The 25,808-nt window shown below is 71.6% G+C and carries 18 protein-coding genes; 8 read left to right on the top strand and 10 right to left on the bottom strand.

Features of this window, described 5'->3' with window-relative positions; translation table 11 throughout:
• Positions 1–62: 62 nt before the first annotated feature.
• The 5 genes from ACIBNA_RS18310 to ACIBNA_RS18290 all read right to left on the bottom strand — a co-directional run bounded on the left by ACIBNA_RS18310 (position 63) and on the right by ACIBNA_RS18290 (position 7,900).
• The gene (locus ACIBNA_RS18310) at positions 63–1,820 is read right to left on the bottom strand and encodes an LCP family protein (protein WP_399166223.1); all 1,758 of its coding nucleotides are present in this window, start codon (positions 1,818–1,820) and stop codon (positions 63–65) included.
• A gap of 202 nt (positions 1,821–2,022) precedes the next feature.
• Positions 2,023–3,612, bottom strand: a complete 1,590-nt coding sequence (locus ACIBNA_RS18305) for an LCP family protein (protein WP_399166222.1) — start codon at positions 3,610–3,612, stop codon at positions 2,023–2,025.
• A gap of 75 nt (positions 3,613–3,687) precedes the next feature.
• Positions 3,688–5,427, bottom strand: coding sequence for an LCP family protein (locus ACIBNA_RS18300; protein WP_399166221.1), 1,740 nt, complete (start codon positions 5,425–5,427; stop codon positions 3,688–3,690).
• Positions 5,428–5,667: 240 nt separating this feature from the next.
• The gene (locus ACIBNA_RS18295; protein WP_399166220.1) at positions 5,668–6,888 is read right to left on the bottom strand and encodes an LCP family protein; all 1,221 of its coding nucleotides are present in this window, start codon (positions 6,886–6,888) and stop codon (positions 5,668–5,670) included.
• A 256-nt stretch (positions 6,889–7,144) separates the two neighbouring features.
• Positions 7,145–7,900 carry a TIGR03089 family protein gene (locus ACIBNA_RS18290; RefSeq protein WP_399166219.1) on the bottom strand — a complete coding sequence of 252 codons (756 nt, stop codon included), beginning with the start codon at positions 7,898–7,900 and terminating at the stop codon, positions 7,145–7,147.
• A gap of 150 nt (positions 7,901–8,050) precedes the next feature.
• On the opposite strand from ACIBNA_RS18290, the gene ACIBNA_RS18285 reads away from it, so the two are divergent.
• Together ACIBNA_RS18285 and ACIBNA_RS18280 are read left to right on the top strand one after the other, a co-directional pair.
• Positions 8,051–9,523: an N-acetylmuramoyl-L-alanine amidase gene (locus ACIBNA_RS18285; RefSeq protein ID WP_399166218.1), complete on the top strand. Its 1,473-nt coding sequence runs from the start codon at positions 8,051–8,053 to the stop codon at positions 9,521–9,523.
• Positions 9,524–9,662: 139 nt separating this feature from the next.
• Positions 9,663–10,745: a sugar phosphate nucleotidyltransferase gene (locus ACIBNA_RS18280; protein ID WP_399166217.1), complete on the top strand. Its 1,083-nt coding sequence runs from the start codon at positions 9,663–9,665 to the stop codon at positions 10,743–10,745.
• 208 nt (positions 10,746–10,953) lie between these two features.
• Here ACIBNA_RS18280 and ACIBNA_RS18275 read toward each other — a convergent pair whose 3' ends face one another.
• The 4 genes from ACIBNA_RS18275 to ACIBNA_RS18260 all read right to left on the bottom strand — a co-directional run bounded on the left by ACIBNA_RS18275 (position 10,954) and on the right by ACIBNA_RS18260 (position 14,899).
• Entirely contained in the window at positions 10,954–11,955 is a 1,002-nt protein-coding gene (locus ACIBNA_RS18275; protein ID WP_399166216.1) for a DNA-3-methyladenine glycosylase family protein, read from the bottom strand.
• Between the two features lie 62 nt (positions 11,956–12,017).
• On the bottom strand, positions 12,018–13,346 hold the full coding sequence (locus ACIBNA_RS18270; protein WP_399166215.1) for a coenzyme F420-0:L-glutamate ligase: 1,329 nt from the start codon (positions 13,344–13,346) through the stop codon (positions 12,018–12,020).
• Entirely contained in the window at positions 13,343–14,302 is a 960-nt protein-coding gene (gene cofD / locus ACIBNA_RS18265) for a 2-phospho-L-lactate transferase (protein ID WP_399166214.1), read from the bottom strand. The genes ACIBNA_RS18270 and cofD overlap by 4 nt, the downstream gene beginning before the upstream one ends.
• A 54-nt stretch (positions 14,303–14,356) precedes the next feature.
• Positions 14,357–14,899 (bottom strand): cysteine dioxygenase, encoded by a 543-nt coding sequence (locus ACIBNA_RS18260; RefSeq protein WP_399166213.1) that lies wholly within the window; start codon positions 14,897–14,899, stop codon positions 14,357–14,359.
• A 659-nt stretch (positions 14,900–15,558) separates the two neighbouring features.
• Here ACIBNA_RS18260 and ACIBNA_RS18255 point away from each other — a divergent pair.
• The 3 genes from ACIBNA_RS18255 to ACIBNA_RS18245 all read left to right on the top strand — a co-directional run bounded on the left by ACIBNA_RS18255 (position 15,559) and on the right by ACIBNA_RS18245 (position 21,205).
• Positions 15,559–15,822 carry a WhiB family transcriptional regulator gene (locus ACIBNA_RS18255; RefSeq protein ID WP_010034659.1) on the top strand — a complete coding sequence of 88 codons (264 nt, stop codon included), beginning with the start codon at positions 15,559–15,561 and terminating at the stop codon, positions 15,820–15,822.
• Between the two features lie 176 nt (positions 15,823–15,998).
• On the top strand, positions 15,999–19,682 hold the full coding sequence (locus tag ACIBNA_RS18250; RefSeq protein ID WP_399166212.1) for a glycosyltransferase family 2 protein: 3,684 nt from the start codon (positions 15,999–16,001) through the stop codon (positions 19,680–19,682).
• A complete protein-coding gene (locus tag ACIBNA_RS18245; RefSeq protein WP_399166211.1) occupies positions 19,679–21,205 on the top strand; it encodes a DUF5719 family protein in 1,527 nt (508 codons plus the stop codon). The genes ACIBNA_RS18250 and ACIBNA_RS18245 overlap by 4 nt, the downstream gene beginning before the upstream one ends.
• 21 nt (positions 21,206–21,226) lie before the next feature.
• Here the strand turns inward: ACIBNA_RS18245 and ACIBNA_RS18240 are convergent, their stop codons facing one another.
• Positions 21,227–21,682, bottom strand: a complete 456-nt coding sequence (locus tag ACIBNA_RS18240; RefSeq protein WP_150481237.1) for a metallopeptidase family protein — start codon at positions 21,680–21,682, stop codon at positions 21,227–21,229.
• A gap of 294 nt (positions 21,683–21,976) precedes the next feature.
• Here ACIBNA_RS18240 and ACIBNA_RS18235 point away from each other — a divergent pair, with 294 nt between their 5' ends.
• The 3 genes from ACIBNA_RS18235 to ACIBNA_RS18225 all read left to right on the top strand — a co-directional run bounded on the left by ACIBNA_RS18235 (position 21,977) and on the right by ACIBNA_RS18225 (position 25,602).
• On the top strand, positions 21,977–22,399 hold the full coding sequence (locus tag ACIBNA_RS18235) for a DUF3499 domain-containing protein (RefSeq protein ID WP_279540334.1): 423 nt from the start codon (positions 21,977–21,979) through the stop codon (positions 22,397–22,399).
• 118 nt (positions 22,400–22,517) lie between these two features.
• A complete protein-coding gene (locus ACIBNA_RS18230) occupies positions 22,518–24,134 on the top strand; it encodes an L-lactate permease (protein WP_399166364.1) in 1,617 nt (538 codons plus the stop codon).
• A 103-nt stretch (positions 24,135–24,237) separates the two neighbouring features.
• Positions 24,238–25,602, top strand: a complete 1,365-nt coding sequence (locus ACIBNA_RS18225) for a phosphomannomutase/phosphoglucomutase (RefSeq protein ID WP_399166210.1) — start codon at positions 24,238–24,240, stop codon at positions 25,600–25,602.
• Positions 25,603–25,808: the final 206 nt, after the last annotated feature.

Below are 25,808 nucleotides of genomic sequence, written 5' to 3'. Positions count from 1 at the left end.
GCAACAGGCCCGTCCTGCCCCCTGTTAGACGCACGACGGGCCTGTCAGTTGCCCTCAGCGGGTCAACTCGCGCACTTCACCTTGTCGGCGGTGGACTTCTCCACGTCCGCCGCCTCGACCGGGGCGTTGAGCTTCACGCCGGCGCCCTTGAAGTCCTTGCCGAGGGTCAGGGTCATGGCGGGCACGCCCTGGGAGTTGGTCACGCTCTCGCCGGGCTTCAGGGCCGACCCGGACAGCCCCATGATGTCGGCGAGGCGGCGGGCCTGGTCGGCCTGGTCGGGGGCGTACTCGAGCGTGGTCTTCGCCAGCTCGGCGGGCGCGTTCCCGCCGTTCTCGGACTTGGTCACGCCCTCCTCGACCTGGAGGTACTGGAGGGTCTTCTGCGCGCTGCCGGTGACGGCCCCGCCGTTGAGGACCCGGACCCGGACCTCGGAGGCCGGGGCCTTGGTGCCCTTCAGCCGCGCCGCCTCGGCGTCCTTCTCCTTCTTCTTCTGCTGCTTGACCTCGGTGAACGAGACGTCGTTCTGGATCATTTCGAACACCTGGGGGGCCTGTGACTCGTTGAGGACGACTGTCGCCTTCACCGTCTCCGCCGGGTTGTCCTTCACCGGCACGGTCGTGAAGGCGATGTTCTTCGTCGGTACCTTCTTCAGCTCCAGGGCGATGTCCTTGAGCGTGCCGACGTTGCCGATGGCCTTGTCCACGGTCAGCGCCTTGGTGGCGGCCTCGGCCAGCTTCAGCAGCTTCGAGGGGCTGGTGAGGGTGTCACTGGAGGACATCTTGCGCATGAGCGAGCCCAGGAACTGCTGCTGCACCTTGATCCGGTCCAGGTCACCGCTGTTGCCGAAGCTCTTGCGGGTACGGACGAACGCGAGGGCCTGCTCGCCCTCGACCTTCGACGGACCCGCGGGCAGGACGAGTTTGGACTCCTTGTCGTTGACCGGCTTCTCCACACAGACGTCGACGCCGTCCACCGCCGTGGTCAGCGTCTTCACCGCGTTGAAGTCGGCCATCATGAAGTGGTCGACCTGGATGCCGGTGTTCTCCTTCACCGTGCGCATCGTGCAGCCCGGGTCCCGGCCGCTCTCCCCGAGGCTCCGGTTGAAGCGGACGCCCTGCTGGCCCGGGACGATCTTCTCCGAGCCGTCCTCCAGCCTCGTCGGGCAGTCGGGGATGTTCACGATCAGGTCCCGGGGGATGCTGAGCGCGGTCGCGTTGGAGCGGTCCTTCGCGACGTGCAGCAGGATCGTGGTGTCGGCGTGCCCGGAGCTGCCCTTGTCGCCGTAGCCCTCGTTGCCCTCACCGGTGCGCTTGTCCGTGCCGATGATGAGGATGCTGAAGGCCTCGTCCTTGCTGAAGTTGCTGGCGCCCGCGCTGCCGACGTCGGTCGTCGTGACGTTGCCCTCCAGGTGCCGGAGGTAGAAGTAGCCGGCCGCGCCGACCCCGACCAGCACGAACGCCATCGTGCCGCCGGTCCACATCAGCGCCTTCTTGGCCTTCTTCGGCTTCCGCTGCACCGGCCGGCGCCCGCCGCGCCGCCCGGGCGGCGGCTCCTCGGGCGCACCGCGCCGCCGGCGCTGGGGCGGAACGTCGGTGCGGGTGCCGCCCGCACGTGAAGTCGCCTCACGGGGAGCCGCCTTACGCGCTCCCGCCGTACGGCCGCCCGCCCCCGTCGGGGGAGTGGATCCGCGTGTCCCGGATATCGGCGACTGCGCTGCGGATGGAGTCAGTCGCAGTTCGTATTCGCCGGTGTTCGGATTGAGTACCCACTGGTCTGCGGGGTCGATCTGGTCCCCCCGCCCACGGCGTTGCGCGTCCACGGTTGTCGTTTCCTCCGTCGGGGCACGCGGCGCCTTCTCCCCCCGGAAGGCGCACGGGTACTTGTCATCACAGAAGCACTGGATCGCTCACACTATCCGCCCAGTTGAACGTCGATGTGCGCTGAATGACAAATTCAACGTCCATACATTTGGGCAATCCATCCCAATTCCGCGTGGAGGAGTGGAGTTGTTTCTCCGGTCGCTACCAGCGGTAGGGCGCGTACACGTCCATGCACTGCCCGGCGTCCGAGCCGTTGAGGGCGTCCGCGTCGCCGGGCAGGTCCCCGGCCTTCGGAGCCGGCTGCTTCGGATAGGCCGTGCCCTCGCGCCAGTCGGCGCCCACGACGAGTGTGACGCCAAAGACGTCGGTCGACCGCTTCACCGAACCCGCGGGAACGCCCAGCGCCTTGGCGACGCGCTGCGCATCGCCCTCCAGCTCGGCGCTCGGATAACGCACCACGGTCCGCTCCTCGGACAGCGCGCCCGAGGTGTCCGCGGCGGCCTTCGTGAAGCCCTTGCCCACGAGCGACTGCGCGACGGCGCCCGCGCGCCCGCTCACGGGACCGAGGGTGCTGGAGCGCGTGGCGTTCTGCACCAGGACGCCGATCGCGTCGTCCGCCGCGGCCGGATCCCGCGAAACCTCCTCGGCCTTCTCCGCCTTCTTCGTGCCCGGCTCCCCGCCCTTGCCGTCGAAGGGCACGTCGTCGCGGATCATGGCCCACACCCGGTCGGCGTCGGTGCCGGCCGGGACCAGGTGGTTGCGGTCCTGCGGGTCCGCGGCGGTGGGCAGCGTCGTCATGGTGATGCGGTCCGTCGGGACCGTCTTCAGCTGCATCCCCAGGTCGTACAGCTTCTTCACCGTGCCGAGCTCCTCGGACACGTGCAGCGACCTGGTCGCCGCCTCGGCCAGATCGGTCAGCCGGCCGGTGTCGGTGAAGACGTTCTGCGCCTTGAGCGTGCGGATCATCGAGTTCATGTACATGTGCTGCGCCCTGGCCCGCAGCGGGTCGCTGCCCCAGGCGTGCCGGGTGCGCAGCCACTGGAGTGCCTGCTCGCCCTGGACCTTCTTCCGGCCGGCCGTCAGCTTCAGACCCGAGCCGCCGGACACGCCGGGCAGCGGGCGGTCCCACACGTTCTGCCGCACGCACACCTCGACCCCGCCGATGGCGTCCGCCATCTTCACCACGCCCGCGAAGTCAATCGTCATCCAGTGGTCGACGTAGACCCCGGTGAGGTTTTCCCAGGTCGCCAGCGTGCAGCCCGCCCCGCCACGGGCCAGCGAGGCGTTGATGATCGTGTTGACCGGCGGGTACGTCCGCCCGGTCTTCGGGTCGGTGCACTCGGGTATGTCGACCCGGGTGTCGCGCGGGATGCTCACCACGGCGGCGCTCTTGCGGTCCGCGGCCAGGTGGATGAGCATCTGCACGTCGCCCAGCGGCGGATTGCCGCGGTCCTTCCGGGCGCCACCCAGCTTCACGTTCTCGTCGGAGTCACGGCTGTCGGAACCGACCAGCAGGATGTTCAGGGGCGTCTGCCCGGCCGCGTTCGGAGTGGCCTTGCGCGCCTTGGAGTCGCCGCTGCTGCGCCGGCCCTTGTCGATGTTGCCGTTCAGGTGCTCGTAGTAGAGGTAGCCGGCGCCGGCGGTCGCGAGGATCAGCAGGGACAGAGCCGTAGCCGACCAGCGCAGGACGCGGCGGCCCCGGCCGGGCCGAGGGCCTCCCCGGCCGTCCCCGTCGCCCGGGACGGCACCGGGCTTCGTCCCCTCCTCGTACACACTGCTGCTCTGTGCCATCTGCTCTTTCCCACCCCCGTGTCACCGGACAAGGCCTGCCGTACGCCCTGTGAGACGTACGGCAGGCCCGTCAGGTCACTCGGCGCACTCGACCTTGTCCGCCGTGGACTTCTGGACACCCTCCGGCGCCTTCGACGGAGCGGTGAGGGAGGTGCCCGCGCCCTCGAAGTCCTTGCCGAGGGTCAGCGTCATCGCGGGCAGCCCCTGGGCGTTCTCCACGCTCTCGCCCGGCTTCATCGCCGACCCGGGAAGGCCCATGATGTCGGCGAGGCGGCGGGCCTGGTCGGCCTGGTCGGGGGCGTACTCGAGCGTGGTCTTCGCCAGCTCGGCGGGCGCGTTCCCGCCGTTCTCCGACTTGGTCACGCCCTCCTCGACCTGGAGCCAGCTGAGCGTCTCCTGGGCGCTGCCGGCGACGGCACCGCCGTTGAGGATCCGCACCCGGACCTCGGAGGCCGAGGCCTTGCTGCCCTTCAGGCGGGCGGCCACCGCGGCCGCCTCCTTCTTCTTCTTTTCCTTGACCGCGGTGAAGGAGACGTCGTTCTTGATCATGTCGAAGACCTGCGGGGCCGTCGACTCGTTCAGCACGACCGTGGTCTTGACCTTCTCCGCCGGGTTGTCGATCACCGGGGTCGTGGTGAACGTCAGGTTCTTGGTGTTGAGCTTGCCCAGCTCCAGACCGAGGTCCTTCAGCTTGCCGATGCTGTCCAGCTGCGAGTCGACGGTCAGGGCCTTGGTGCCCGCCTCGGCCAGATCGAGCATCTTCGAGGGGCTGGTGAGGGTGTCGTTGGACTTCAGCTTGCGCATCAGCGCGCTCAGGAACTGCTGCTGGAGTCCGATCCGGCTCAGGTCACCGCCGAAGCCGACGGAGTGCCGGGTGCGCACGAAGGCCAGCGCCTGCTCGCCCTCGATCGTGTGCGTGCCCTTCGACAGCTTCAGCTTGGAGTCCGGGTCGTCGATGTCCTTGCCCAGACAGACCTCGACCCCGCCGACCGCGCTGGTCAGCGTCTTGACGGCGTTGAAGTCGGCGACCATGAAGTTGTCCGGCTTGACCCCGGTCAGCTCGGTCACGGTCCGCATCGTGCAGCTGGGGGTACGGCCGTCCTGGCCGAGGCTGGTGTTGAATCGGGCCTGCCGCGTGCCCGGGATGATCTTCTGCGACCCGTCCTCCTGCGTGGTCGGGCAGTCCGGCACGTCGACGATCAGGTCACGCGGGATGCTCAGCGCGGTGGCGTTCGAGCGGTCCTTGGAGACGTGCAGCAGGATCGTGGTGTCGGCGTGGCCGACGCTGCCCGCGTCGCCGTACTTTTCGTTGCCCGCGCCGGTGCGCTTGTCGGTGCCGATCAGCAGGATGTTGATCGCCTTGTCCTGCTGGAAGCCACCGGTGCTCGCGCCGTCGTCGGAGACGGACGCGATGTTGCCGTTCAGGTGCTCGATGTAGAAGTACGCGGCGCCCGCCCCGGCGACCAGCACGAACGCCATCGCGCCGCCGGTCCACAGCAGGACCTTCTTCCTCTTCGCGGCCTTCTTGGCAGGCCGCCGCCCGCGCCGCCCCGGCAGCGGCTCCTCCGGCGTCCCGCGGCGCCTGCGCGGCGGCACCGCACGGCCCGGCGTCTCGGGCCGCGGCCTGCCGGGCGCCTCCGTACGGCCGCGCCCCTGCGGGCCCGCTTCGGGGGCCGGTGGCCTGCGGGGGCTGGGGACGCCCGACTGCGGTGGGGAAGGGGGCAGTCGCAGTTCGTATTCGCCGGTGTTCGGATTGAGTACCCACTGGTCTGCGGGATCGATATCGTCCGCCCGCCCACGGCCTTGCGCGTCCACGGTTGCCTGTTTCCTCCGTCGGGGCACGCGGCGCCTTCCCCCTCCAAGGCGCTCGGTCTCGGTCACACAGTGCGCGACCTCAGGACCGTCCTCAGAGCCGGGCGCACCGGATCGCTCACACTAACCGCCCAGTTCAGTGCCGAACGACGACGGTGACAAATTCCACGTCCCTACACCTGGGCAATTCGCCCATTTCTCGGGTGAAGAGTTCATTGCCTTGGAGTTACCTTGGCGCCCTTTTTACTCACAGGTGTCCTCGGCTGCCGTGTTCCCCCGGAACGTGGGTGGAGGAGAAACGGTGACGACGGGCTTCGTGAGCGGCCCCGGATGCGAATCCCCGTACGACCCGTCATGCGAATCGGTAGGCCTCAGCGGGGCGGAACCGTGCGGAACGTCCCGGGCCACCACCACGGGTGTGTCCGTACGCAACCGTTCGAACAGCCTCTCCGCCTCGGGCTCCACGAGTTGGTCGCGATTGGCGTCGTACGCGTACGACTCTCGTGGAACGGTCAGGAATTGCACACGTTCCATGGGGATGTTGCGCAGCCCGCGCACGAGTTCGTACAAACCGCGAAGGCTGGCCAGATCCGGGTCGGTTGTGAGAGATGACGTGGCGGCGTCCAGCACGGGATACAGCTTCGCCGGATTCAGCAGGACGTCATTGCTGCGCACCTTGTTGACGAGTGCCCCGAGGAATCGTTGCTGCCGCTCCATGCGCTCCGTGTCACTGCCGTCGCCGAGCGTCTTGCGGGCGCGGACGTAGCCGAGCGCCTGCTCGCCGTCGAGGGTCACGCGTCCGGCGGGGAGCCGCAGCTTGGCGGCCCGGTCGTCGATCGGCTCCCGCAGGCACACCTGAACGCCGTCGACCGCGTCGACCATCTCCTTGAAGCCGTGGAAGTCGACGACGACGTGATGATCGACGCGGATGTCGGTGAGCTTCTCGACGGTCCGGATGGTGCAGGCCGAACCGCCCACCTGGAAGGCCTGGTTGAACGCGGCGAACCGCGGCGCGCTGCGCGAGCCGTCCGGGCGCCGGCAGCCCGGCAGGTCCACCATCAGGTCCCGGGGCAGGGAGACGGCGGTGGCGCTGCCCCGGCCCGCGGACAGGTGCAGCAGGATCGTGGTGTCCGACCGCTCGGTCCCGGAGTCACGCCCGTAGCGCGCGTTGTCGTCCCCCTCGCGCGAGTCCGACCCGATCAGCAGGATGTTCCGCGCGCCCTTGACCAGCGAGGTGGGCCGTTCCTTCTCGTACCGGGCGAGCTCGGCGGCGGCGGCCTCGTCGGGGGTGATGTTCCCGCTGAGCTTCGCGTACACGGCCCATCCGGCCCCGCCGGCCGCGACGACGACACCGGCGGCCCCGAACGCCCCGATCCGCACCCACCGCCGCCGACGCCGCCGCACCAGCCCCGGCCCACTGGCCGAGGCCCCCGCCCCCGGCCCAAGCCTCCCGGTGTCGCCCACGACACAGACCACCCCTCACGACGTACGAACGTGCGCGCGCACTGCTCTTACGACTTTGGCGTGGATGGGGGGTGGGGGTGGGGTGGGGATGGGCTGAACGGGGGGGGCTTACTGGCTGCGGGCGCTGGTGGCCGCCCTGGCTGCGGGCAGTCGTGCCGCCGGGGCGGCGCCCGTCCCGAAGAAGCGGCACCCCGTCACGCCGGGCTGCGCAACGCCCCGCCCTGAGCCTCGATGCAGGGCACCTGACAAACCGTCCTTACCGGGCAATAGCCGTAATTCGCTCACTCTCCACCCGCTTGTCCAGCACCCCGTCCCCCGCCCGCTCCAGATGCCGGCACAACACCACAGAACCCCCCGTGGCCAACGGCCCGTACAACCCCGCGTTCAACCCCTCCCACGTGTCATACGGCAGCCCCGACAAAATCCGCGACCCGGGCCCGGTCAACCCCAGCCCCGTCGCCTCCGCCCGAGCCCGCTCGACAACCTCCGCCCCGCTGAACTCCCGCCCCGCCACGATCAGCGCAGGCCCCTCCGGATCCACCGGCGCATACGGCACGAACCGGTCCCCCTGCCCCGGCACCTCCACCGCGTAGTCGACAAACCCCTCGGGCACCTGCGGAAACCGCCCCCCGAGCGGCCGCAGCGCCATCGCGACCCGCGCCCCGGAACACGCCCGCGCCGCCTCCAGCTCGTCCGGCCCGCTCACCACGACATCGGCCGCCCGCGCATCCCCGCCAACGTCCGCGACGACTCCCACCGACGAACACGCCAGCAGCCACACCGCCGTCTGCCAGTGCGCGGGCAGCAACAACGCCACCCGGTCCCCGGGCTCGACGGACAGCTCGTCCTGGAGGAGGTTGGCGGTCTTGGCCACCCAATTGGCGAAGGTGGCCACGGACAGTTCGACACGTTCGCCCGTGGCGTCGTCGTAGAAGGTCACCAGGGGACGTCCCGGATCCGCGGCGAGCGCGGAATTCAGCAGGTCGGCAGGGGTGCGATCGGTGGCGTTCACCCGCGCAAGCGTACGCGGCACCCAAGCCTCCACCCAACGGCCAGGCCACCGCCCCGCCATGAATCCGCCACCGGTTCGGCCGAACCCCGACCGACGGCGCGTCAACTCTCAAATAGACAGACTTATACGACTATGTCCAAGATCAGGGGCATGCATGGATTTCTTGCTTCTTCGATCGGTGTCACCTGTGCGGCCGCTCTGGCCCTCCCCCTCACTCCGCCCGCCGTCGCGGCGACGACGGCGAGACCGGTACCGACCACGGAAGCGGCCACGACCGCGAGACCCGCGCCCCACGCGGGGACCCCGGACACGACCATGGCCGACCGGCGCGCGGCCGAACCGTACGCCCCCGGCAGCACCCAGTCCCTCCCCCTCGAACCCCTCACCCGCAACCGCGCCACCCCCACCGGCCCCGGCACCCCCGAACAGGGCCTGACCCGCCGTGCCGTACGCCACTTCTCCCTCGTCGGCATCGTCTGGGACGACCCCGAAACCCAACTGCACGGCCGCGTCCAGGTACGCACCCGAGCCGCCGGCACCGGCACCTGGTCGGGCTGGCAGGACGTCGAGACGCACAACGCCGACCACGCGGCCGACCGGGGCACCCCCGAGAGCACCTCGGGCCGCGTACGCGGCGCCACGGCACCGCTGTGGGTGGGGGACTCCGACGGCGTGGAACTCCGGGTCCGCTCCGAACCCGAGAGCGCGGAAGCCGACTCCGCGCACCACGGCACGGGCGCCCGCAACCTGCCCGCCGCGCTCCCGCTCCCCTCCGGCCTCCGCCTCGAACTCGTCGACCCGGGCGAGGACGCCGTGCCGCCCGGCGCCTTCGCGGACGGCCCCCGCACCGCCGGCCTCGCCGCCGAGACCTCCGCCGCCACCGAGGCCTCCGCTGCCAACGCCGACCTGGCCCCCCTCGGCGCCACCGAGATCCCGGCACTGAACCGCGCGCAGACCGAGCAGGAGTACCTCGCCCTCAACACCGGCGAGCTGACGGAGCAGCAGCGGGCGAGGCCGTACGTCGGCCCGCGTCCGCGCATCGTCACGCGGCGCGGCTGGGGCGCGAACGAGGGGTTGCGGGAGCGGGGCTTCCGGTACACGAAGAAGGTCAAGGCGGCCTTCGTGCACCACACGGCCAGCGGCAACAACTACCGCTGCTCGCAGTCCCCGTCACTCATCCGCAGTATCTACCGCTACCACGTCAAGAGCATGGGCTGGCGGGACATCGGCTACAACTTCGTCATCGACAAGTGCGGAAAGATCTACGAGGGCCGCGCCGGGGGCGTGGCCAAGCCGGTCCTCGGCGCGCACACCCTTGGTTTCAACAGCAACAGCATGGGGATCGCCGTCCTCGGGTCGTACGGCGACAAGAAGCCGTCGTCCGCCGCCGTCAAGGCCATCGCCCGGCTCAGCGCGTGGAAGCTGGGGCTGTACCGGATGAACCCGCGGGGAAAGACATACCTGACGTCAGGTGGTAGCAATCTCTACCGAAAAGGTAAGAAGGTACGACTGAACGTGATCTCCGGCCACCGGGACGGCTTCGTGACGGAGTGCCCGGGACGCAAGCTCTACGGCAAGCTCGGCTCGGCCCGCTCCAAGGCGGCCCACTACCAGGGCCGCTGACAACACGTTCACCGCCGTCAGGGGGGGGCAGGGAGGGGCGGAATGCCGCACGGCCAGCGAAGGCGCCACGGAACGGTCTGCATACACTGACCGGCCAAAAGACAGTTCGGCCGGTCCCGGCAGGAAGCAGAGACGACACGTGACAGAAGCGATCCTCCTGGTCGGCGGCAAGGGCACCCGGCTGCGCCCGCTCACGGTGCACACGCCCAAGCCCATGGTGCCGGCGGCCGGGGTGCCCTTCCTCACGCACCAGTTGGCGAGAGCGAGAGCGGCGGGTGTCGAGCACATCGTCCTGGCCACGTCCTATCTGGCCGAGGTCTTCGAGCCGTACTTCGGTGACGGTGCCGCCCTGGGGCTGCACCTGGAGTACGTGACGGAGGAGGAGCCCCTGGGCACGGGCGGCGCAATCCGCAACGTGGTCTCCCGGCTGCACTCGGGCCCCGACGACCCGGTTCTGATCTTCAACGGCGACATCCTGACGGGCCTCGACATCCGGGCCCTGGTCGACACCCACGAGACCACGGGCGCGGACGTCTCCCTGCACCTCACCAAGGTCACGGACCCGCGCGCCTACGGTCTGGTCCCCACGGACGACACGGGCAGGGTCCTGGCGTTCCTGGAGAAGCCGCAGACGCCGGAGGAGATCGTCACCGACCAGATCAACGCGGGGGCGTACGTCTTCCGCCGCTCGGTCATCGACACGATCCCGCTGGGCCGGCCGGTGTCGGTGGAGCGCGAGACCTTTCCGGACCTGTTGTCCGCCGGGGCGCACCTCCAGGGCATGGTCGACTCGACGTACTGGCTGGACCTCGGCACACCCGCGGCGTTCGTCCGGGGCTCGGCGGACCTGGTCCTGGGCCGGGCACCGTCCCCGGCGGTCCCCGGCCGCTGCGGCGACCGTCTGGTCCTGCCGACGGCGACGGTCGCGGCCGACGCGAAGCTGTCCGGCGGCACGGTGGTCGGCGAGGGCGCCTTCGTCGCGGAGGGCGCCCGCGTCTTCGGCAGCACGATCCTCCCGGGCGCCGTGATCGAACCCGGCGCGGTCATCACCGACTCCCTCATAGGCACCCGAGCCCGCGTCGGCGAACGCTCCGTCCTCACCGGCACGGTCATAGGCGACGGCGCGATCATCGGCCCCGACAACGAACTCCGCGACGGCGCCCGCATCTGGTGCGACGCCCAAATCCCGGCAGGAGCGGTCCGCTTCTCTTCGGACCAGTAGCGCACAGGCCGCCGCTGCGAGGCCGCAGCCGCCCTGGCTGCGGGCAGTCGTGCCGCTGGGGCGGCACGGGTGGGCGCAGCGGCACCTCGTAGCGCCGAGTCGCGCACCCACCCCGCGCCAGCAACACCGCCGAGTACCCTGCAACCTTGAGTGGTGCAACCCCGCCCGCCCCAGACCAACGCCGCAGCACCAGAAACCGGGCAGCCCATCACAACGCCCCGATATCCCACCGCGGCATCTTCGGCGCCCTGCGCCCCGGCACCCTCCCACTCAGCAGAATCAACCGCGCCGCCCGATGCCGCTGCCCCGCGTACGGCTCCAGCAACTCCAGCATCACGGAGTCATCCGCATCCCGATCCCCGGCCAACGCCCACCCCACGATCCCGGGCAGATGCAGATCCCCCACGGTCACCTCATCCGGCGCCCCATGACTCCGCTGCACCGTCTCCGCCGACGTCCACGGCCCAACCCCCGGCACAACCTCCAACCGCGCCCGAGCCGCCCCCGGCTCCATCCCGGCCGCCTCCTCCAACCGCCCGGCCACCCGAACCGCACGCAGAATCGTCGACGCCCGCTTGTTGTCGACCCCGGCCCGATGCCACTCCCACGACGGGATCAGCGCCCACGCCCGAGGCTCCGGCATCACACACATCCGCCCGGGCGCCGGCCCCGGCGCCGGTTCCCCGAACTTCCGCACCAGCAACCGCCACGCCCGATACGCCTCGTCGGTCGTGACTTTCTGCTCCAGAATCGACGGAATCAGCGACTCCAGCACCAGCCCGCTCTGCGTCAGCCTGAGCCCCGGCCGCCGATGCCGGGCCAGCGCCACCAGCCGGTGCCGGGGCACGAACACGGACGGATCATCGGCGCCCCCGAGCAGCTCCGGCAACCGGTCCAGCAGCCACTCCGCCCCGGGCCCCCAAGCCTGGCCGCGCACCCCAGCGCCGTACGCACAGACCCGTAGCGTCCCGGGTCCGGTGGGCGTGCGACAGGCCCGCCACACGGACCCGTCCGGCATCGCCCGGAACGTCGGATCACCCGGCCCGCGCCGTAGCGGCCCGAGCACCAGACCGAGATCCAGCGGCCCGTCCGGCACCCAGTCGCGCACCCGCCCCGGCCCCGCCGCCTGCCGCGGCACGCCCCCGGCGACGCCGACATGCCCGCCGCTCACGGTCGTAGACGTGGGCCGGGGAGCGAACCGTCCTGCCATGAGTGAAGTCCCTGGGATGAGAGAGGAGCAGCGCTAAGAGCGTAGGCGCCGGCCGCCGCCGGTCACCGCACCTCGATGAAAGCCCCCGCGTCCCGCTCCGGCCGCGGCCGCGGGTCCTCCGCCGGGTGCCCGACCGCCACCGCGCCCATCGGATCCCAGTCCGCCGACAGCCCCAGCACCTTGCGCACCACGTCCCGGCAGAACATCGTCGAGGACACCCACGCCGACCCCAGCCGCTCCCCGGCCAGTGCGACCAGGAAGTTCTGCACTCCGGCGCCCGCGGCGACCACGAACATCTCCCGCTCGGCCCCGTCGCGCCGCGCGTCGCCGTAGGTGTGCGAGCCGTCCATGACCAGACAGGGGACGACGAGGTACGGCGCGTTGCGCAGGACGTCCCCCCGCCGCACCCGCTTGGCGATGGACTCCTTGGTCTTGCCGTCCCGCCGCAGATCGGCGATCCAGGCGTCGCGCATGGCGTCGAGCAGCCGCGTCCGCGACTCCTCGGACTCCAGCAGCACGAATCGCCAGGGGGTGGTGTGGTGCGGCGCCGGCGCCGTCACCGCCGCGGCCACCGCCCGCCGTACCGCTCCTGGGTCGACGGGCTCGTCCGTGAAGGCCCGGACCGTACGCCGCTGGGTAACCGCCAGCCGTATCGCCTCCGACGTGCCGAGCCGGAACATGTCGTCGCGCGCGCCGCGCACCATGGCCCGCGCTCCCTCTGCGTCGCCCTGCGCCAGCACGTGCGGCAGCCCGCGCACCACGGCGACGGGGAGCCCCGCCGCCTTGCCCTTGACCAGGTCGCCGGCCGCGGCGAGTTCGTCGGCCGTGGCGACGACGGTGGCGCTGAGCGGGTTGCCGTACGCGTCCGTGCCGCCGCGCAGATCGTCCAGTACGCGCACCCCGGCGGCGCCGATCGCGACGTCCGTGAGCCCCGCGCGCCAGGGCCGCCCGAACGTGTCGGTGACGACGACACCGATGTCGACGCCGAGGATGTCCCGCAGTCCGTCGCGGATCGCGCGGGCGGAGGCGTCCGGGTCCTCGGGCAGCAACAGCACCGTCCCGGACGGGGTGTTGGACGCGTCCACCCCGGCCGCGGCCATGACGAGGCCCTGCCGGTTCTCGACGATCCGGAGACTGCCGCGCCGGGCGACCACCCGTACCGTCTCGGCGTCGATGGCCGCCTCCCGGTCGGCCGCCCGGACCGCCCGGCCCTCCGCCTTGGACACGATCTTCGACGTGACCAGCAGCACGTCCCCGTCGGCCAGACCGGGCTCGGCGGCCGCGATCAGCTTGGCCAGATCGGCCCCGGCCGCGACCTCGGGCATATCGGCCAGGGCCCACACCCGGTATCCGTCGGCACCCTGCCGGTTCTCCGGGACCTCGCCGCTCAAGCTTCCCGCACCTCCTCCGCCAGAGCCAGGGCCTCCCGCGCCATCTGCGCGGTCGCGTCCGCGTCGGTCATCATCAGCGGCACGGCCCGGCAGCGGATCCCGGCCGCCCCGACCCGCTCCACCGCGCCGGCGTCCACCGTGTCGACGAGCCAGCCGTCCAGCAGGCCCGAGCCGTAGTGCTCGGCCACCGCCGGCGCGGTCGACTCGACGCCCACGGCGGCGAGCACCTTGTCGGCCATGCCCCGCACGGGCGCGTCACCGACGATGGGGGACAGGCCGACCACCGGCACCCCCGCGTCGGCGATGGCCTCCCGGATGCCGGGCACGGCGAGGATCGTGCCGATCGACACGACCGGGTTGGACGGCGGGAAGAGGATCACGTCCGCCTCGGCGATCGCCTCCAGCACACCCGGCGCGGGCTTCGCCTGGTCGGCACCCACCGGCACGATCGCCTCCGCGGGCACCGAGGCGCGCAGCCGTACCCAGTACTCCTGGAAGTGGATCGCCTTGCGCTCGCCGTCGACCTCTACGGCCACGTGCGTCTCGACGCGGTCGTCGGACATCGGGATCAGCCGCACGCCCGGCTGCCAGCGGTCGCACAGCGCCTGGGTCACCGCGCTCAGCGGGTATCCGGCGCCGATCATCTGCGTCCGCACGATGTGCGTGGCGAAGTCCCGGTCGCCGAGGCCGAACCACTCGGGCCCGACGCCGTACGCCGCGAGTTCCTCCTTGAGGTGGAAGGTCTCGTCGGCGCGCCCCCAGCCCTGCTCCTCGTTGATACCGCCGCCGAGCGTGTACATCACCGTGTCGAGGTCCGGGCAGACCTTCAGCCCGAAGAGGTGGATGTCGTCCCCGGTGTTGCCGATGACCGTGATGTCCGCGTCCGGCACGGCCCGCTTCAGACCACGCAGGAACCGGGCACCACCGATGCCGCCTGCCAGAACCACAATGCGCATGGAAGCCAGTCTTGCAGGCCCCTACGACAACGGGTCAGCGGCTACGGCAACCGGTCAGGCCGTCAGGGCACCCGGTACGCCCCGGGCCTCGCAGTGCTGGGCCATGGGGGTCTCCCCGGTCGAACGAAGTTGAGACTGGGGGAGCATCGGCATCTGCGTCAGGCCCGGGTAGTAGACGTGCAGGCTGACCGCCGACTCCAGTGCGTCGTTCACGACTTCGTGCACGTACCCCGGCGCGAAAACGCGCTGCGCGCCTGCCCGCAAGGCGCGTGTGCCCCGCTCCGTGCGCTCGGTCAGCGTGCCGTCCAGCACGGTCAGCACACCGGAGGAGCGGCCGTGGTCGTGCAGCCCGCTGCCCTGCCCGGGCACCCAGGACAGCAGCCACACCTCGTAGCCCGGGCCGGTGCGCAGCCGGTGGTACCAGCGGCTGGTCGCGTCGTACCGGACGAGGTGCTCCCACTGGGAGCGGTCGGCGGCGATGGAGCGGGCGAGTCCGACGAACTCGGCGACGGTGGCCGGGTGCTCGCGGGGGGTCTGGAGCAGATGCTGGACTTCGAGGATGTCGCCGGCGATCTGGAGGTCGCTGTCGCTGTTCATGGGTGTGGTGGTTCCTCAGTGAAGGAAGGTCAGAGGGAACAGGAGCCGAGAGACGGGTGGCTCGGCCTTCAGCTGGAGCAGGTGGGGCTCAACAGCTGGAACAGCAACAGCTACAGCGAGCGTGGGCAGCACCGAGGGACCCGGCGGAGCGGGTCGAGGTGAGTGCCAAGTTCGCGAGCATGCCCACTAGGACACCGGTTCACACCCTCACTGTCAACTCGGCACCCGGTATGTGGGATGCGGTTCACCTCATCCGGTCGTTCACTCAGATGAAAGGTTTGTTCACGGCTCGGCCGGGACACATGGCGTCCAACCGGGAGCGCGAAACCCCGTTGCGTACTCGTGATCCAACTGTGATCCGTTTCGCTTCGAGGTGCGTGTCGGAACGAGATCGAACCTCTGGGCGTCCTTCTCCGTACAGGTCTGCAAGGGGTCCGGCGGACGGCGTGAGCCCGTGCGGGCTCCGTCGGTGTGGCAGGTTTTATGGTGATTTGAACACTTTCCGCTTGGGCTTGGTTCCGCAGAGTGAATAAGGGGCTCAATAGCAGATCTCGGCTTGACTCGCCCGGAGCCGCACACTTGTAATTTCACTCGTGTCGTTCAGCCGGAATCGGTAACGGCTAGATCACGGGGACGCGAAAGACAGACGAGGGGCGCACATGACCGAGACGGTGCAGCAACTGCTGGTCGACGACGCGGACGAGGAACTCGGCTGGCAGGAGCGCGCACTGTGCGCCCAGACCGACCCCGAGTCCTTCTTCCCTGAGAAGGGCGGCTCGACCCGGGAGGCCAAGAAGGTCTGCCTCGCCTGTGAGGTCCGCTCCGAGTGCCTCGAGTACGCCCTCGCCAACGACGAGCGATTCGGCATCTGGGGCGGCCTGTCCGAGCGGGAGCGCCGCCGGCTGAAGAAGGCAGCGGTCTGACCGGCATCCCGGATCCGTACGTACGGCTCGAAAGGCCCGTCGCAGGGTGGGTTATCCACAGGCGGCGGGCCCCCTTGTTGCGCAGCCGATAGTGTGGTCGCTCGTCCGAGACGCCCCGCTGCCCCCACCGGTCGCAGGCGTCCACCGCAGTCCACCGAACCGGGGCCCGTACCTCGATGTCCGTGCACAGCCACCCGGCAGCTCATCACGACAGCGCTGCCACACCTGAGTTCCCGCGTCATGTGGTGACCGCGGTCCTCGTCTCCCACGACGGCGCCCGCTGGCTGCCCGACGCGCTCGCCGGGCTGCTCGGCCAGGAGCGACCCGTCCAGTACGCGATGGGCGCCGACACCGGCAGCGCGGACGACTCCGCCCAGCTGGTCACCGGCGCCCTCGGCGCCGACCGCGTGCTGCACCTGGCCCGCCGCACCGGCTTCGGCCAGGCCGTCGAGGAGTGCGGCCGCACCGCCCCGGTCCTCACCCCGGAGCAGCTCCCGTACCTGAAGCGGCCCAGCGGCTGGGACCCGGTCACCCGCTCCTGGCGCGACGACGCGTACGACATGCCCGAGCTCCCGCACGGAGAGCCGGTGCAGTGGCTGTGGCTGCTGCACGACGACTGCGCCCCGGAGCCCGACGCCCTGGCCCAGCTGCTGCGGGTCGTGGACAACGAGTACGAGCTCGGCCGCGAGGACGTGGCCGTCGTAGGCCCCAAGCTCCGCGGCTGGTACGACCGGCGGCAGTTGCTGGAGGTCGGCGTCAGCATCGCCAACTCCGGCCGCCGCTGGACCGGCCTGGACCGCCGCGAGCAGGACCAGGGCCAGCACGACCACGTCCGGCCCGTGCTGTCGGTGTCCACCGCCGGCATGCTGATCCGCCGCGACGTCTTCGAACAGCTCGGCGGCTTCGACCGGCACCTGCCCCTCATGCGCGACGACGTCGACCTGTGCTGGCGCGCGCACGCGGCGGGCTACCGCGTCCTGATCGCCCCCGAGGCGGTCGTCCGGCACGCCGAGGCGGCCTCCCGCGAGCGCCGCACGGTCGACTGCGTGGGCCGCACGGCCGCCTCCCCGCACAAGGTCGACAAGGCCGGCGCCGTCTACACCCTGCTCGTCAACGCGCGTACGGCCGTGCTGCCCTGGGTGCTGCTGCGGATCGTGCTCGGCACGCTGCTGCGGACCGTCGCCTACCTCGTCGGCAAGGTCCCCGGACAGGCCGTCGACGAGATCCGCGGCCTCATGGGCACGCTGCTCAGGCCCGAGCGGATCCTCGCCGGGCGGCGCGGCAGAGGCGCCCCCCGGATCGACAAGGACGAGCTGCGGCCGCTGTTCCCGCCGCCCGGCGCGACCGTCCGCATGACCGTCGAGCAGGTCGCGAGCAACCTCGTCGGCCGCGCCGACCCCGAGGTCGCCGCCGGCGCCGGACGGCACGGCGGTGCCGTCGAGTCGGGCCCCGGCGGCGACGACGCCGACTTCCTGGAGATCGAGCAGTTCGCCCGGCTCAAGCGCATCGCGCGCAAGCCCGGCCCGGTGCTCTTCCTGGTGCTGCTGCTCGTCTCCCTGGCCGCCTGCCGCGAACTCCTCGGCGGCGGCGCGCTCTCGGGCGGCGCCCTGCTGCCCGCCCCGGCCGACTCCTCCGAACTGTGGGCGCGCTACCTGGACGCCTGGCACCCGGTCGCCGCCGGCGGCACCTCCTCCGCGCCGCCCTACATCGCGCTCGTGGCGATGCTGGCGTCCCTGCTGTTCGGCTCGACCGGCCTCGCCGTCACGCTGCTGCTCGTCTGCTCGGTGCCGCTGGCCGGTGTCACCGCCTACTTCGCCTCCCGCCCGCTGGTCGAGTCCCGGCTGCTGCGCGCGTGGGCGGCCGTCGTCTACGCCTTCCTGCCCGCCGCCACCGGCGCCCTCGCCGGCGGCCGGATCGGCACCGCCGTGCTGGCCGTGCTGCTGCCGCTCATCGCCCGCGCGGGCATCGCCGCCAGCGGCCTGGCGAACCCCTCGGGAGCGCGCGGCAGCTGGCGCGCCACCTGGGCGTACGCGCTGCTGCTGACCATCACCACCGCGTTCACCCCGATCGTGTGGCCCATCGCGCTGCTCCTCGGCGCCGGGCTGCTGGTCATCCGCCGGTCCGACATCACGGCGTACGGGCTGCGGTTCCTCGCCCAGCTCGGCACGCCGCTGCTGGTCCTCGCGCCCTGGTCGCTGTCGCTGCTCCCGTTCGGCTTCTTCCAGGAAGCCGGTCTGGAGTACGGCCCCTCGGCCGCCTCCCCCCTCGACCTGCTCGCCGCCAGCCCTGGCGGCCCCGGCACCGTCAGCGGCCTCATGCTGATCGGCATCGTGCTGGCCGCGCTCGCCGCCCTGCTCCGCTCGGAACGCCGGCTGGGCATCTGGACGGCCTGGACGGCCGCCCTGACCGGCTTCGTCTTCGCGGTCCTGTCCAACAGCTCCACCTGGTCCGGCCCCGCGACCCTCGTCTACGGCATCGCCCTCCTGGCGGCCGCCGCGCTCGGCGCCGACGGCGCACGCGCGCGTGTGGCCGAGCAGAGCTTCGGCTGGCGCCAGCCGGTGGCCGTGCTGATCGCCTTCGCCTCGGCCGCGGGCCCGCTGCTCGTCGCCGCGGGCTGGATGATCCGCGGCGCCGACGGCCCCCTGGAGCGGCGCGACCCGACCCAGGTCCCCGCGTTCGTCGCCGAGGAGAGCGGCAGCAGCGACCAGGCCCGCACCCTCGTCCTCGACAGCGACTCCGCCTCCCACGTCGGATACATGCTGGTCCGCGGCTCCGGCGCCCGCCTCGGCGACGGCGAGATCGCTGCGGCCGACGGCGAGAACGGCAGGCTCGACAAGGTCGTCGCCAACCTCGTCGCCGGCTCCGGCGCCGACCAGGCCGACCAGCTCGGCGGCTTCGCCGTGCGCTACGTCCTCGTCCACCAGGGCGCGCCCCGCGATGTCACCCGTGTCCTGGACGCCACGCCCGGCCTGACGCGGCTCAGCCAGCAGGACGGCGGCGCGCTGTGGCAGATCGACCAGGAGGTCGCGCGCGCCACCATCGTCCCCGCCTCCGGCTCCGGCACCCCCCAGCCCGTCCCCGCCGGGCCCGTCGACATCCACACCACGATCCCGACCGGCTCCGACGGACGCGTGCTGCGCCTGGCCGACACCGCCTCCGAGGGCTGGACCGCCACGCTCGACGGCAAGCCGCTCATCCGCACCACGGTCGACGGCTGGGCCCAGGGCTTCGAACTCCCCGCCACCGGCGGCAGGCTGGACGTCACCTACGACGATCCGGTCGGCCACACCGCGTGGCTGTGGGCGCAGGGCATCCTCGCCGTCGTGCTCGTGGTGCTCGCCCTGCCCGGCCGGCGCCGCGACATCGACGACGACCTGCCCGAGGAGCCGGCCGTCCCGGCCCAGCCGGTCGCGGGCGAGGGCCGCCGGGCCCGCCGCCTGCGCGCCCAGGCGGAAGCCGAGGCCGAAGGGGCGGCACAGCCCGAGGAGTTCCCGCCCCCGCAGCCCGAGCAGCCCCCGGCACCCGTGCCCCAGCAGCAGAACTACGGGATGGGGGTCCCCCCGGGCGAGGATGTTCGAGCCTGGGGGAGGGACAACGCCGGCTACCAGAGCGGCGAGTACGCGAACTACGGCGACCAGTACCAGGGCGCCCAGTACCCGGCGGACGCGTACGGACAGCAGTACCAGGCGGATCCGTACCAGGGCGGCCAGTACGACCCGTACGCGTACGGCGGCCAGCCCCAGACGCCGTCGTACGACCAGACGGGCTACGACCAGGCCTACGGCACGCCGTACGACCCGGCGCAGCAGCACCACCCCCACGGCACGGGCAGTGAGCGTCCCGACGGGAGCCAGCAGTGAACCGCACCACCCTGTCCCTGATCGCCGGCGCGACCGTGCTCGCCGCCGTCACCGGATTCGCCGCGCTGTCCGCCCCGGACACCCCGGGCTCGGACAGCACCGCCAAGGCGGCCGCCCAACTGCCCGTGGAGCGCACGAGCCTGCTGTGCCCCGCACCCAGCATGTCCGACATCGCCGAGACGTCCTACTCCTCCTTCACGCCCGTCACGAAGGGCACCGGGAGCGGCGGCAAGGCCGAACTCCAGGCGGCCGCCCAGGAGTCGCGAGAGGGTTCGGGCGCGGGCGGTGACAAGGGCAAGGGCAACGGCAAGTCCGGCGAGCGGAAGACCGACAAGCCCGTGCTGACCTCCAAGGAGCCCGGCAAGCCGGTCACCGGGGACAGTTCGGGCGCCGAATCGCCCGCGCTGGTCGGGACCGCGGACGGCAGGTTCGCGCCCGGCTGGACGGTCCAGGAGACGACGGAGGTCGCCGCGGGGACCGGGCGCGGCCTCCAGGGCGTCAACTGCACGGCTCCGGACACGAGTTTCTGGTTCCCCGGCGCCAGTACCGCGGCCGACCGCACCGACTACGTCCACCTGACGAACCCCGACGACTCGGCCGCCGTGGTCGACATCGAGCTCTACGGCAAGGACGGCACCCTGCAGTCCACGGTGGGGGAGGGCATCACGGTCCAGCCGCACTCCAGTGAGCCGCTCCTGCTGTCCACGCTCACCGACGAGCAGCAGACCGACCTCACCGTGCACGTCAACGTCCGCAGCGGGCGGGTCGGCGCCGCCGTGCAGGCCCTGGACGACAAGGTCGGCGGCGACTGGCTGGCCGCGTCCACGGACCCGTCGGGCAGCCTGGTCCTGCCCGGCATCCCCAAGGACGCCACCTCCGTGCGCCTGGTCGCCTTCACCCCCGGCGACGCCGACGCGGACCTCAAGCTGCGCCTCGCCTCCCCCTCCGGGCTGATCACCCCGGCCGGACACGAGACGGTGCACGTCAAGGGCGGCATGACCACCGCCGTCGACCTGGGCGACGTCACACGCGGCGAAGCGGGCTCCCTGGTGCTGACGCCGACCGACCGGTCCGTGCCGGTCGTGGCGGCCCTGCGGGTCGTACGCGGCAAGGGCGACAAGCAGGAGACGGCGTTCATCCCGGCCACCCGCCCCGTCGGCACGCGCGCGACCTCCGCGGACAACAGCGCCAAGGGCAGCACGCTCTCCCTGACCGCCCCCGGCCGCACCGCCACGGTCGAGGTCACCGCCTCGGCGGGCAGCGAGGGCGGCACGCCGGTGTCGAAGACGTACACGATCAAGGCCGGCACGACCCAGGACATCGAGCCCCCGGTCCCCAGCGGACTGAAGGGCACCTACGCGCTCACGGTCGAGCCGAAGTCCGGCGGCCCGGTCTACGGCGCCCGCACCCTGGCGGCGACGCAGGGCGGCGTCCCCGGCTTCACCGTGCAGACGCTCCCCGACGACCGGGGGACGGTGGCCGTACCGGAGGCGGACGAGGATCTTTCGGTGCTGCAGAAGTAGCCCTGACCGCTGCCGGCCGTCTCAGCCCTGGTCCTCGCCGTACCGCGGATCCACCGTCTCCGGCGTCAGCCCCAGCAGCTCGGCGACCTGCTCGACGACGATCTCGTGCACCAGCGCCGCCCGCTCGTCGCGCCCCTTGGTGCGGATCTCGACCGGCCGCCGGTAGACCACCACGCGCGCGGGGCGCCCCTCGCGGGCGCTGACCGTGCCGCCCAGCGGAACCGCCTCGTCGTTCCAGGCCTGGCCGGGCCCGTCGAGCCGCGGCACCTCCAGCACCAGGAAATCGATGTCGGCGAGCTGCGGCCACCGCCGCTCCAGGCGCTCCACGGAGTCCTGCACCAGATCGGCGAACGCCTCCGCACGGCTGGCGGCGAGCGGCACCTGCGGCGGTGCGATCGGGCCGCGCATGCCCCGGCCATGGCGATCACGGCGGCGGGGCCCGGGGGCGGCGGCTCGGGGCGTTACGGGCTTGTCCATCACTGGTGAAGGGTAGTCCCCGCCGCGCCCCTGCGCCCGGCACCGCACGGCGGTGGAGACGGCTTCCGGCCGACCGATACGGCATGTCGTTACATGACCATTCCAGCCAAGGTTGGGCTCGATTCCGTATCCCGCCGAGACCGGCGACCTCGCGGCAATTGAGGGTTTTGTGACGACTCTTGACCGCTTGAGGGGCTGTCCGGCATCCCGGACGACGGTGTCCGGGCAGGTCAGCAGGGTGTGCCGGAAGGAGTGTGTGGGGCGTTTCACAGCACGACACGGGGGAGTGACCTGGTGGAGAGTCGTCGCGGCCCGCTCAAGAGTGCGGTACCGTCCAACGTCGTGAGCCCTGTACGTCGCTGTTCGCGCACCGCCTGCGGCCGTCCCGCCGTCGCGACGCTGACGTACGTCTACGCCGACTCGACCGCGGTCCTCGGCCCGCTCGCCACCTACGCCGAACCCCACTGCTACGACCTGTGCGCCGAGCACTCCGAGCGCCTCACCGCCCCGCGCGGCTGGGAGGTCGTCCGGCTCCTCGACGGCTCGGCCCCGGCGCGCCCCAGTGGCGACGACCTGGAAGCGCTTGCGAACGCCGTGCGAGAGGCGGCCCGTCCCCAGGAGCGGGCGGCCGGGGCCGGTGGCGGCAGGCGTGCGGCCGACCCGATGGAGGTCGCCCGGCGAGGACACCTGCGCGTCCTCCGGTCGCCTGACAACTGACCGCACTCCCGGTTCCTCCCCGCACGCACCCATTGACGCGAGCTTGGCGCGGACATGACCATTCCGTTTTGAGGTCGCGAGAAATCGCTTTCGCATGACGGAAACCGGGGAGGCGCCCGTGTACGTCCAGGAACTGGAACCCGTCGCCGGCTCACTGGGCCTGTCCGCCCTCGTGGCCGCCCTGCCCCTCGTGATCGTCCTGGTCCTGCTCGGCGGCGTCCGCATGAAGGCGCACCTGGCGGGCCTGACCGGCCTCCTCGCCGCCGTTCTCGTCGCCCGGCTCGCCTACGGCATGCCCCTGGACCAGACGCTCTCCAGTGCCGCCCAGGGCGCCGTCTTCGGCCTCTTCCCCATCCTGTGGATCGTCGTCAACGCTTTGTGGGTGTACCGGATGACCGTCCGCACCCGGCACTTCGACATCCTGCGCCGGTCCTTCGGGCGGCTCTCCGACGACCCCCGCATCCAGGCGCTCGTCATCGCCTTCTGCTTCGGGGCGCTGCTGGAGGCGCTCGCCGGCTTCGGGGCGCCCGTCGCGATCAGCGCGGTCATGCTGGTCGCCCTCGGGTTCGAACCGGTGCGCGCCGCCGTCGTCGCCCTGGTCGCCAACACTGCGCCCGTGGCCTTCGGTGCGATGGGCACGCCGGTCGTCACGCTCGCCCAGGTCACCGGGCTTCCGCTGGACTCCGTGGCGTCCGTGGTGGGCCGTCAGACGCCGCTGCTGGCCCTCGCGGTGCCCCTCGTGCTGGTCTGGCTCGTGGACGGCCGACGCGGGCTGCGCGAGACCTGGGTGCCCGCGCTCGCCTGCGGAGTCGCCTTCGCCGTCGCCCAGTTCGCCGCCTCCAACTACGTCTCCGCCCAACTCGCCGACATCGGCGCCGCCCTGGCGGGCGCGGGCGCCCTGGTCGCCGTCCCCCACGCGCGCGTGCCCGCCGCCGAGTCCGTCCGCACCTCCGTGCTGACCGGCGTACGCAGCGAGGAACTGGACGAGGAGGACCCACCCCGCGAGGTCCTGCGCGCCTACGCCCCCTACGCGATGATCGTCCTGATCTTCTCCGTCGCCCAGATCCCGGCCGTCAAGGACCGGCTGGACAAGGCCACCCAGACCTACGACTGGCCCTTGCTGAACGTGCTCGGCTCCGACGGCGAACCGGTCGGCGGCAACGTATTCACCTGGCCGATCGTGTCGACCGGCGGCACACTCGTGCTGCTCGCCGGGATCTGCACGGCCGCCGTCATCGGGGTGCACGCGCGCGTGGCGGTGAAGGAGTGGCTCGCGACCGTCCACGAACTGCGCTTCGCGATCCTTACGGTGACGTCCGTACTGGCGCTCGCCTACGTCATGAACCTCTCCGGCCAGGCGGCGACCATCGGCCACTTCGTGGCGGCGGCCGGAGCCGGGCTCGCCTTCCTGTCGCCCGTCCTCGGCTGGTTCGGCGTCGCCGTGTCCGGATCGGACACCTCGGCCAACGCCCTCTTCGGCGCCCTCCAGGTGACCGCCGCCCGCGAGTCCGGGCTGTCGCCCGACCTCCTGGCCGCCGCCAACAGCTCCGGCGGCGTCCTCGGCAAGATGATCTCCCCGCAGAACCTCACCATCGCCTGCGCGGCCGTCGGACTCGCGGGCCGCGAGGGCGACTTGCTGCGCAAGGTCCTGCCGTGGAGCCTGGGCCTGCTGCTGGTGATGTGCCTGATCGTGGTCGGCCAGAGCACATCCGTCCTGGGCTGGATGCTGCCCTGACCAGAGCTGACGTCCGGACGTCCACTGGGCGTCCGCACAGCGCGCTGTCAGCGGCCGGGGGTAGTTTGTGCGGACCGACAGTACTTTTTCAGGAAGGTTGGCCGTGGCTGCTGATCTGTCGCAGGTCGTCAAGGCGTACGACGTACGCGGGGTCGTCCCCGACCAGTGGGACGAGTCCCTGGCCGAGCTCTTCGGAGCGGCCTTCGTACAGGTCACCGGCGCGAGCGCCATCGCGACCGGGCACGACATGCGGCCCTCCTCACCGGGCCTGTCGCGTGCCTTCGCGCGCGGGGCGGCGGCGCTGGGCGCCGACGTGACGGAGATCGGCCTGTGCTCGACGGACCAGCTCTACTACGCCTCGGGCGCGCTGAACCTGCCGGGCGCCATGTTCACCGCCTCCCACAACCCGGCGCAGTACAACGGCATCAAGCTGTGCCGCATGGGCGCCGCCCCGGTCGGCCAGGACACCGGCCTCGCCGAGATCCGCGAACTGGTGGAGCGCTGGAGCGAGTGGGGTGCCCCCGAGCCCGCCGCGACGCCCGGAACCATCACCGGCCGCGACACGTTGTCGGACTACGCGGCGCACCTGCGCTCCCTGGTCGACCTGACCTCCATCCGCCCCCTGAAGGTCGTCGTCGACGCGGGCAACGGCATGGGCGGCCACACGGTCCCCGAGGTCTTCGCCGGCCTGCCCCTGACGCTCGTCCCGATGTACTTCGAACTCGACGGCACCTTCCCCAACCACGAGGCCAACCCCCTCGACCCGGCCAACCTCGTCGACCTCCAGAAGCGGGTCCGCGAAGAGGGCGCCGACCTCGGCCTCGCCTTCGACGGCGACGCCGACCGCTGCTTCGTCGTCGACGAGCGCGGCGAGCCGGTCTCCCCGTCGGCGATCACCGCCCTGGTGGCCTCCCGCGAACTGGCCAGGTACGGCGGCAGGGGCACGATCATCCACAACCTGATCACGTCCTGGTCGGTCCCCGAGGTCGTCGCGGAGAACGGCGGCACCGCCGTCCGCACCCGCGTGGGCCACTCCTTCATCAAGGCGGAAATGGCGCGCTCGGGCGCGATCTTCGGCGGCGAACACTCCGCGCACTACTACTTCCGCGACTTCTGGAACGCCGACACGGGCATGCTGGCCGCCCTCCACGTCCTGGCGGCCCTCGGCGGCCAGCCGGGCACGCTGTCCGCCCTCGTCGCCCAGTACGACCGCTACGCCGGCTCCGGCGAGATCAACTCCACGGTCACCGACCAGGCGGCCCGCCTCGCCGCGATCCGCTCCGCGTACGAGGGCCGCGAGGGCATCACCCTCGACGACCTGGACGGCCTGACCGTCTCCGCCACCGACTGGTGGTTCAACGTCCGCCCCTCCAACACGGAGCCGTTGCTCCGCCTGAACGCGGAGGCGAGGGACCCGGAGACGATGGCCAGGGTGAGGGACGAGGCACTGGCGATCATCAGGGCGTGACGGAACGCGAGTCCAGCCTGACCGCGTCGGGCGGTGGGTGGGCATAGGGCCCAGGGGTTCAGGGGGCGGAGCCCCCTGGCGGGGTCAAAGGGCGGAGCCCCTTCACACAGCCCAGCCCCCGTTATGTTCTTCGCGGTCCTGCAAGAGGGCCGCTGGCCTCCGGGTCCGGCATGACTGTGTCCCCCTGTCGAACGGATGACCTGGGG

The sequence above is a fragment of the Streptomyces sp. NPDC050164 genome (assembly GCF_044459945.1).
In the GTDB taxonomy this organism is placed as follows: Bacteria; Actinomycetota; Actinomycetes; order Streptomycetales; family Streptomycetaceae; genus Streptomyces; species Streptomyces coeruleorubidus_A.
The sequence above is the reverse complement of the archived record's forward strand: the minus strand, read 5'-3'. Positions and strand labels throughout refer to the sequence as shown.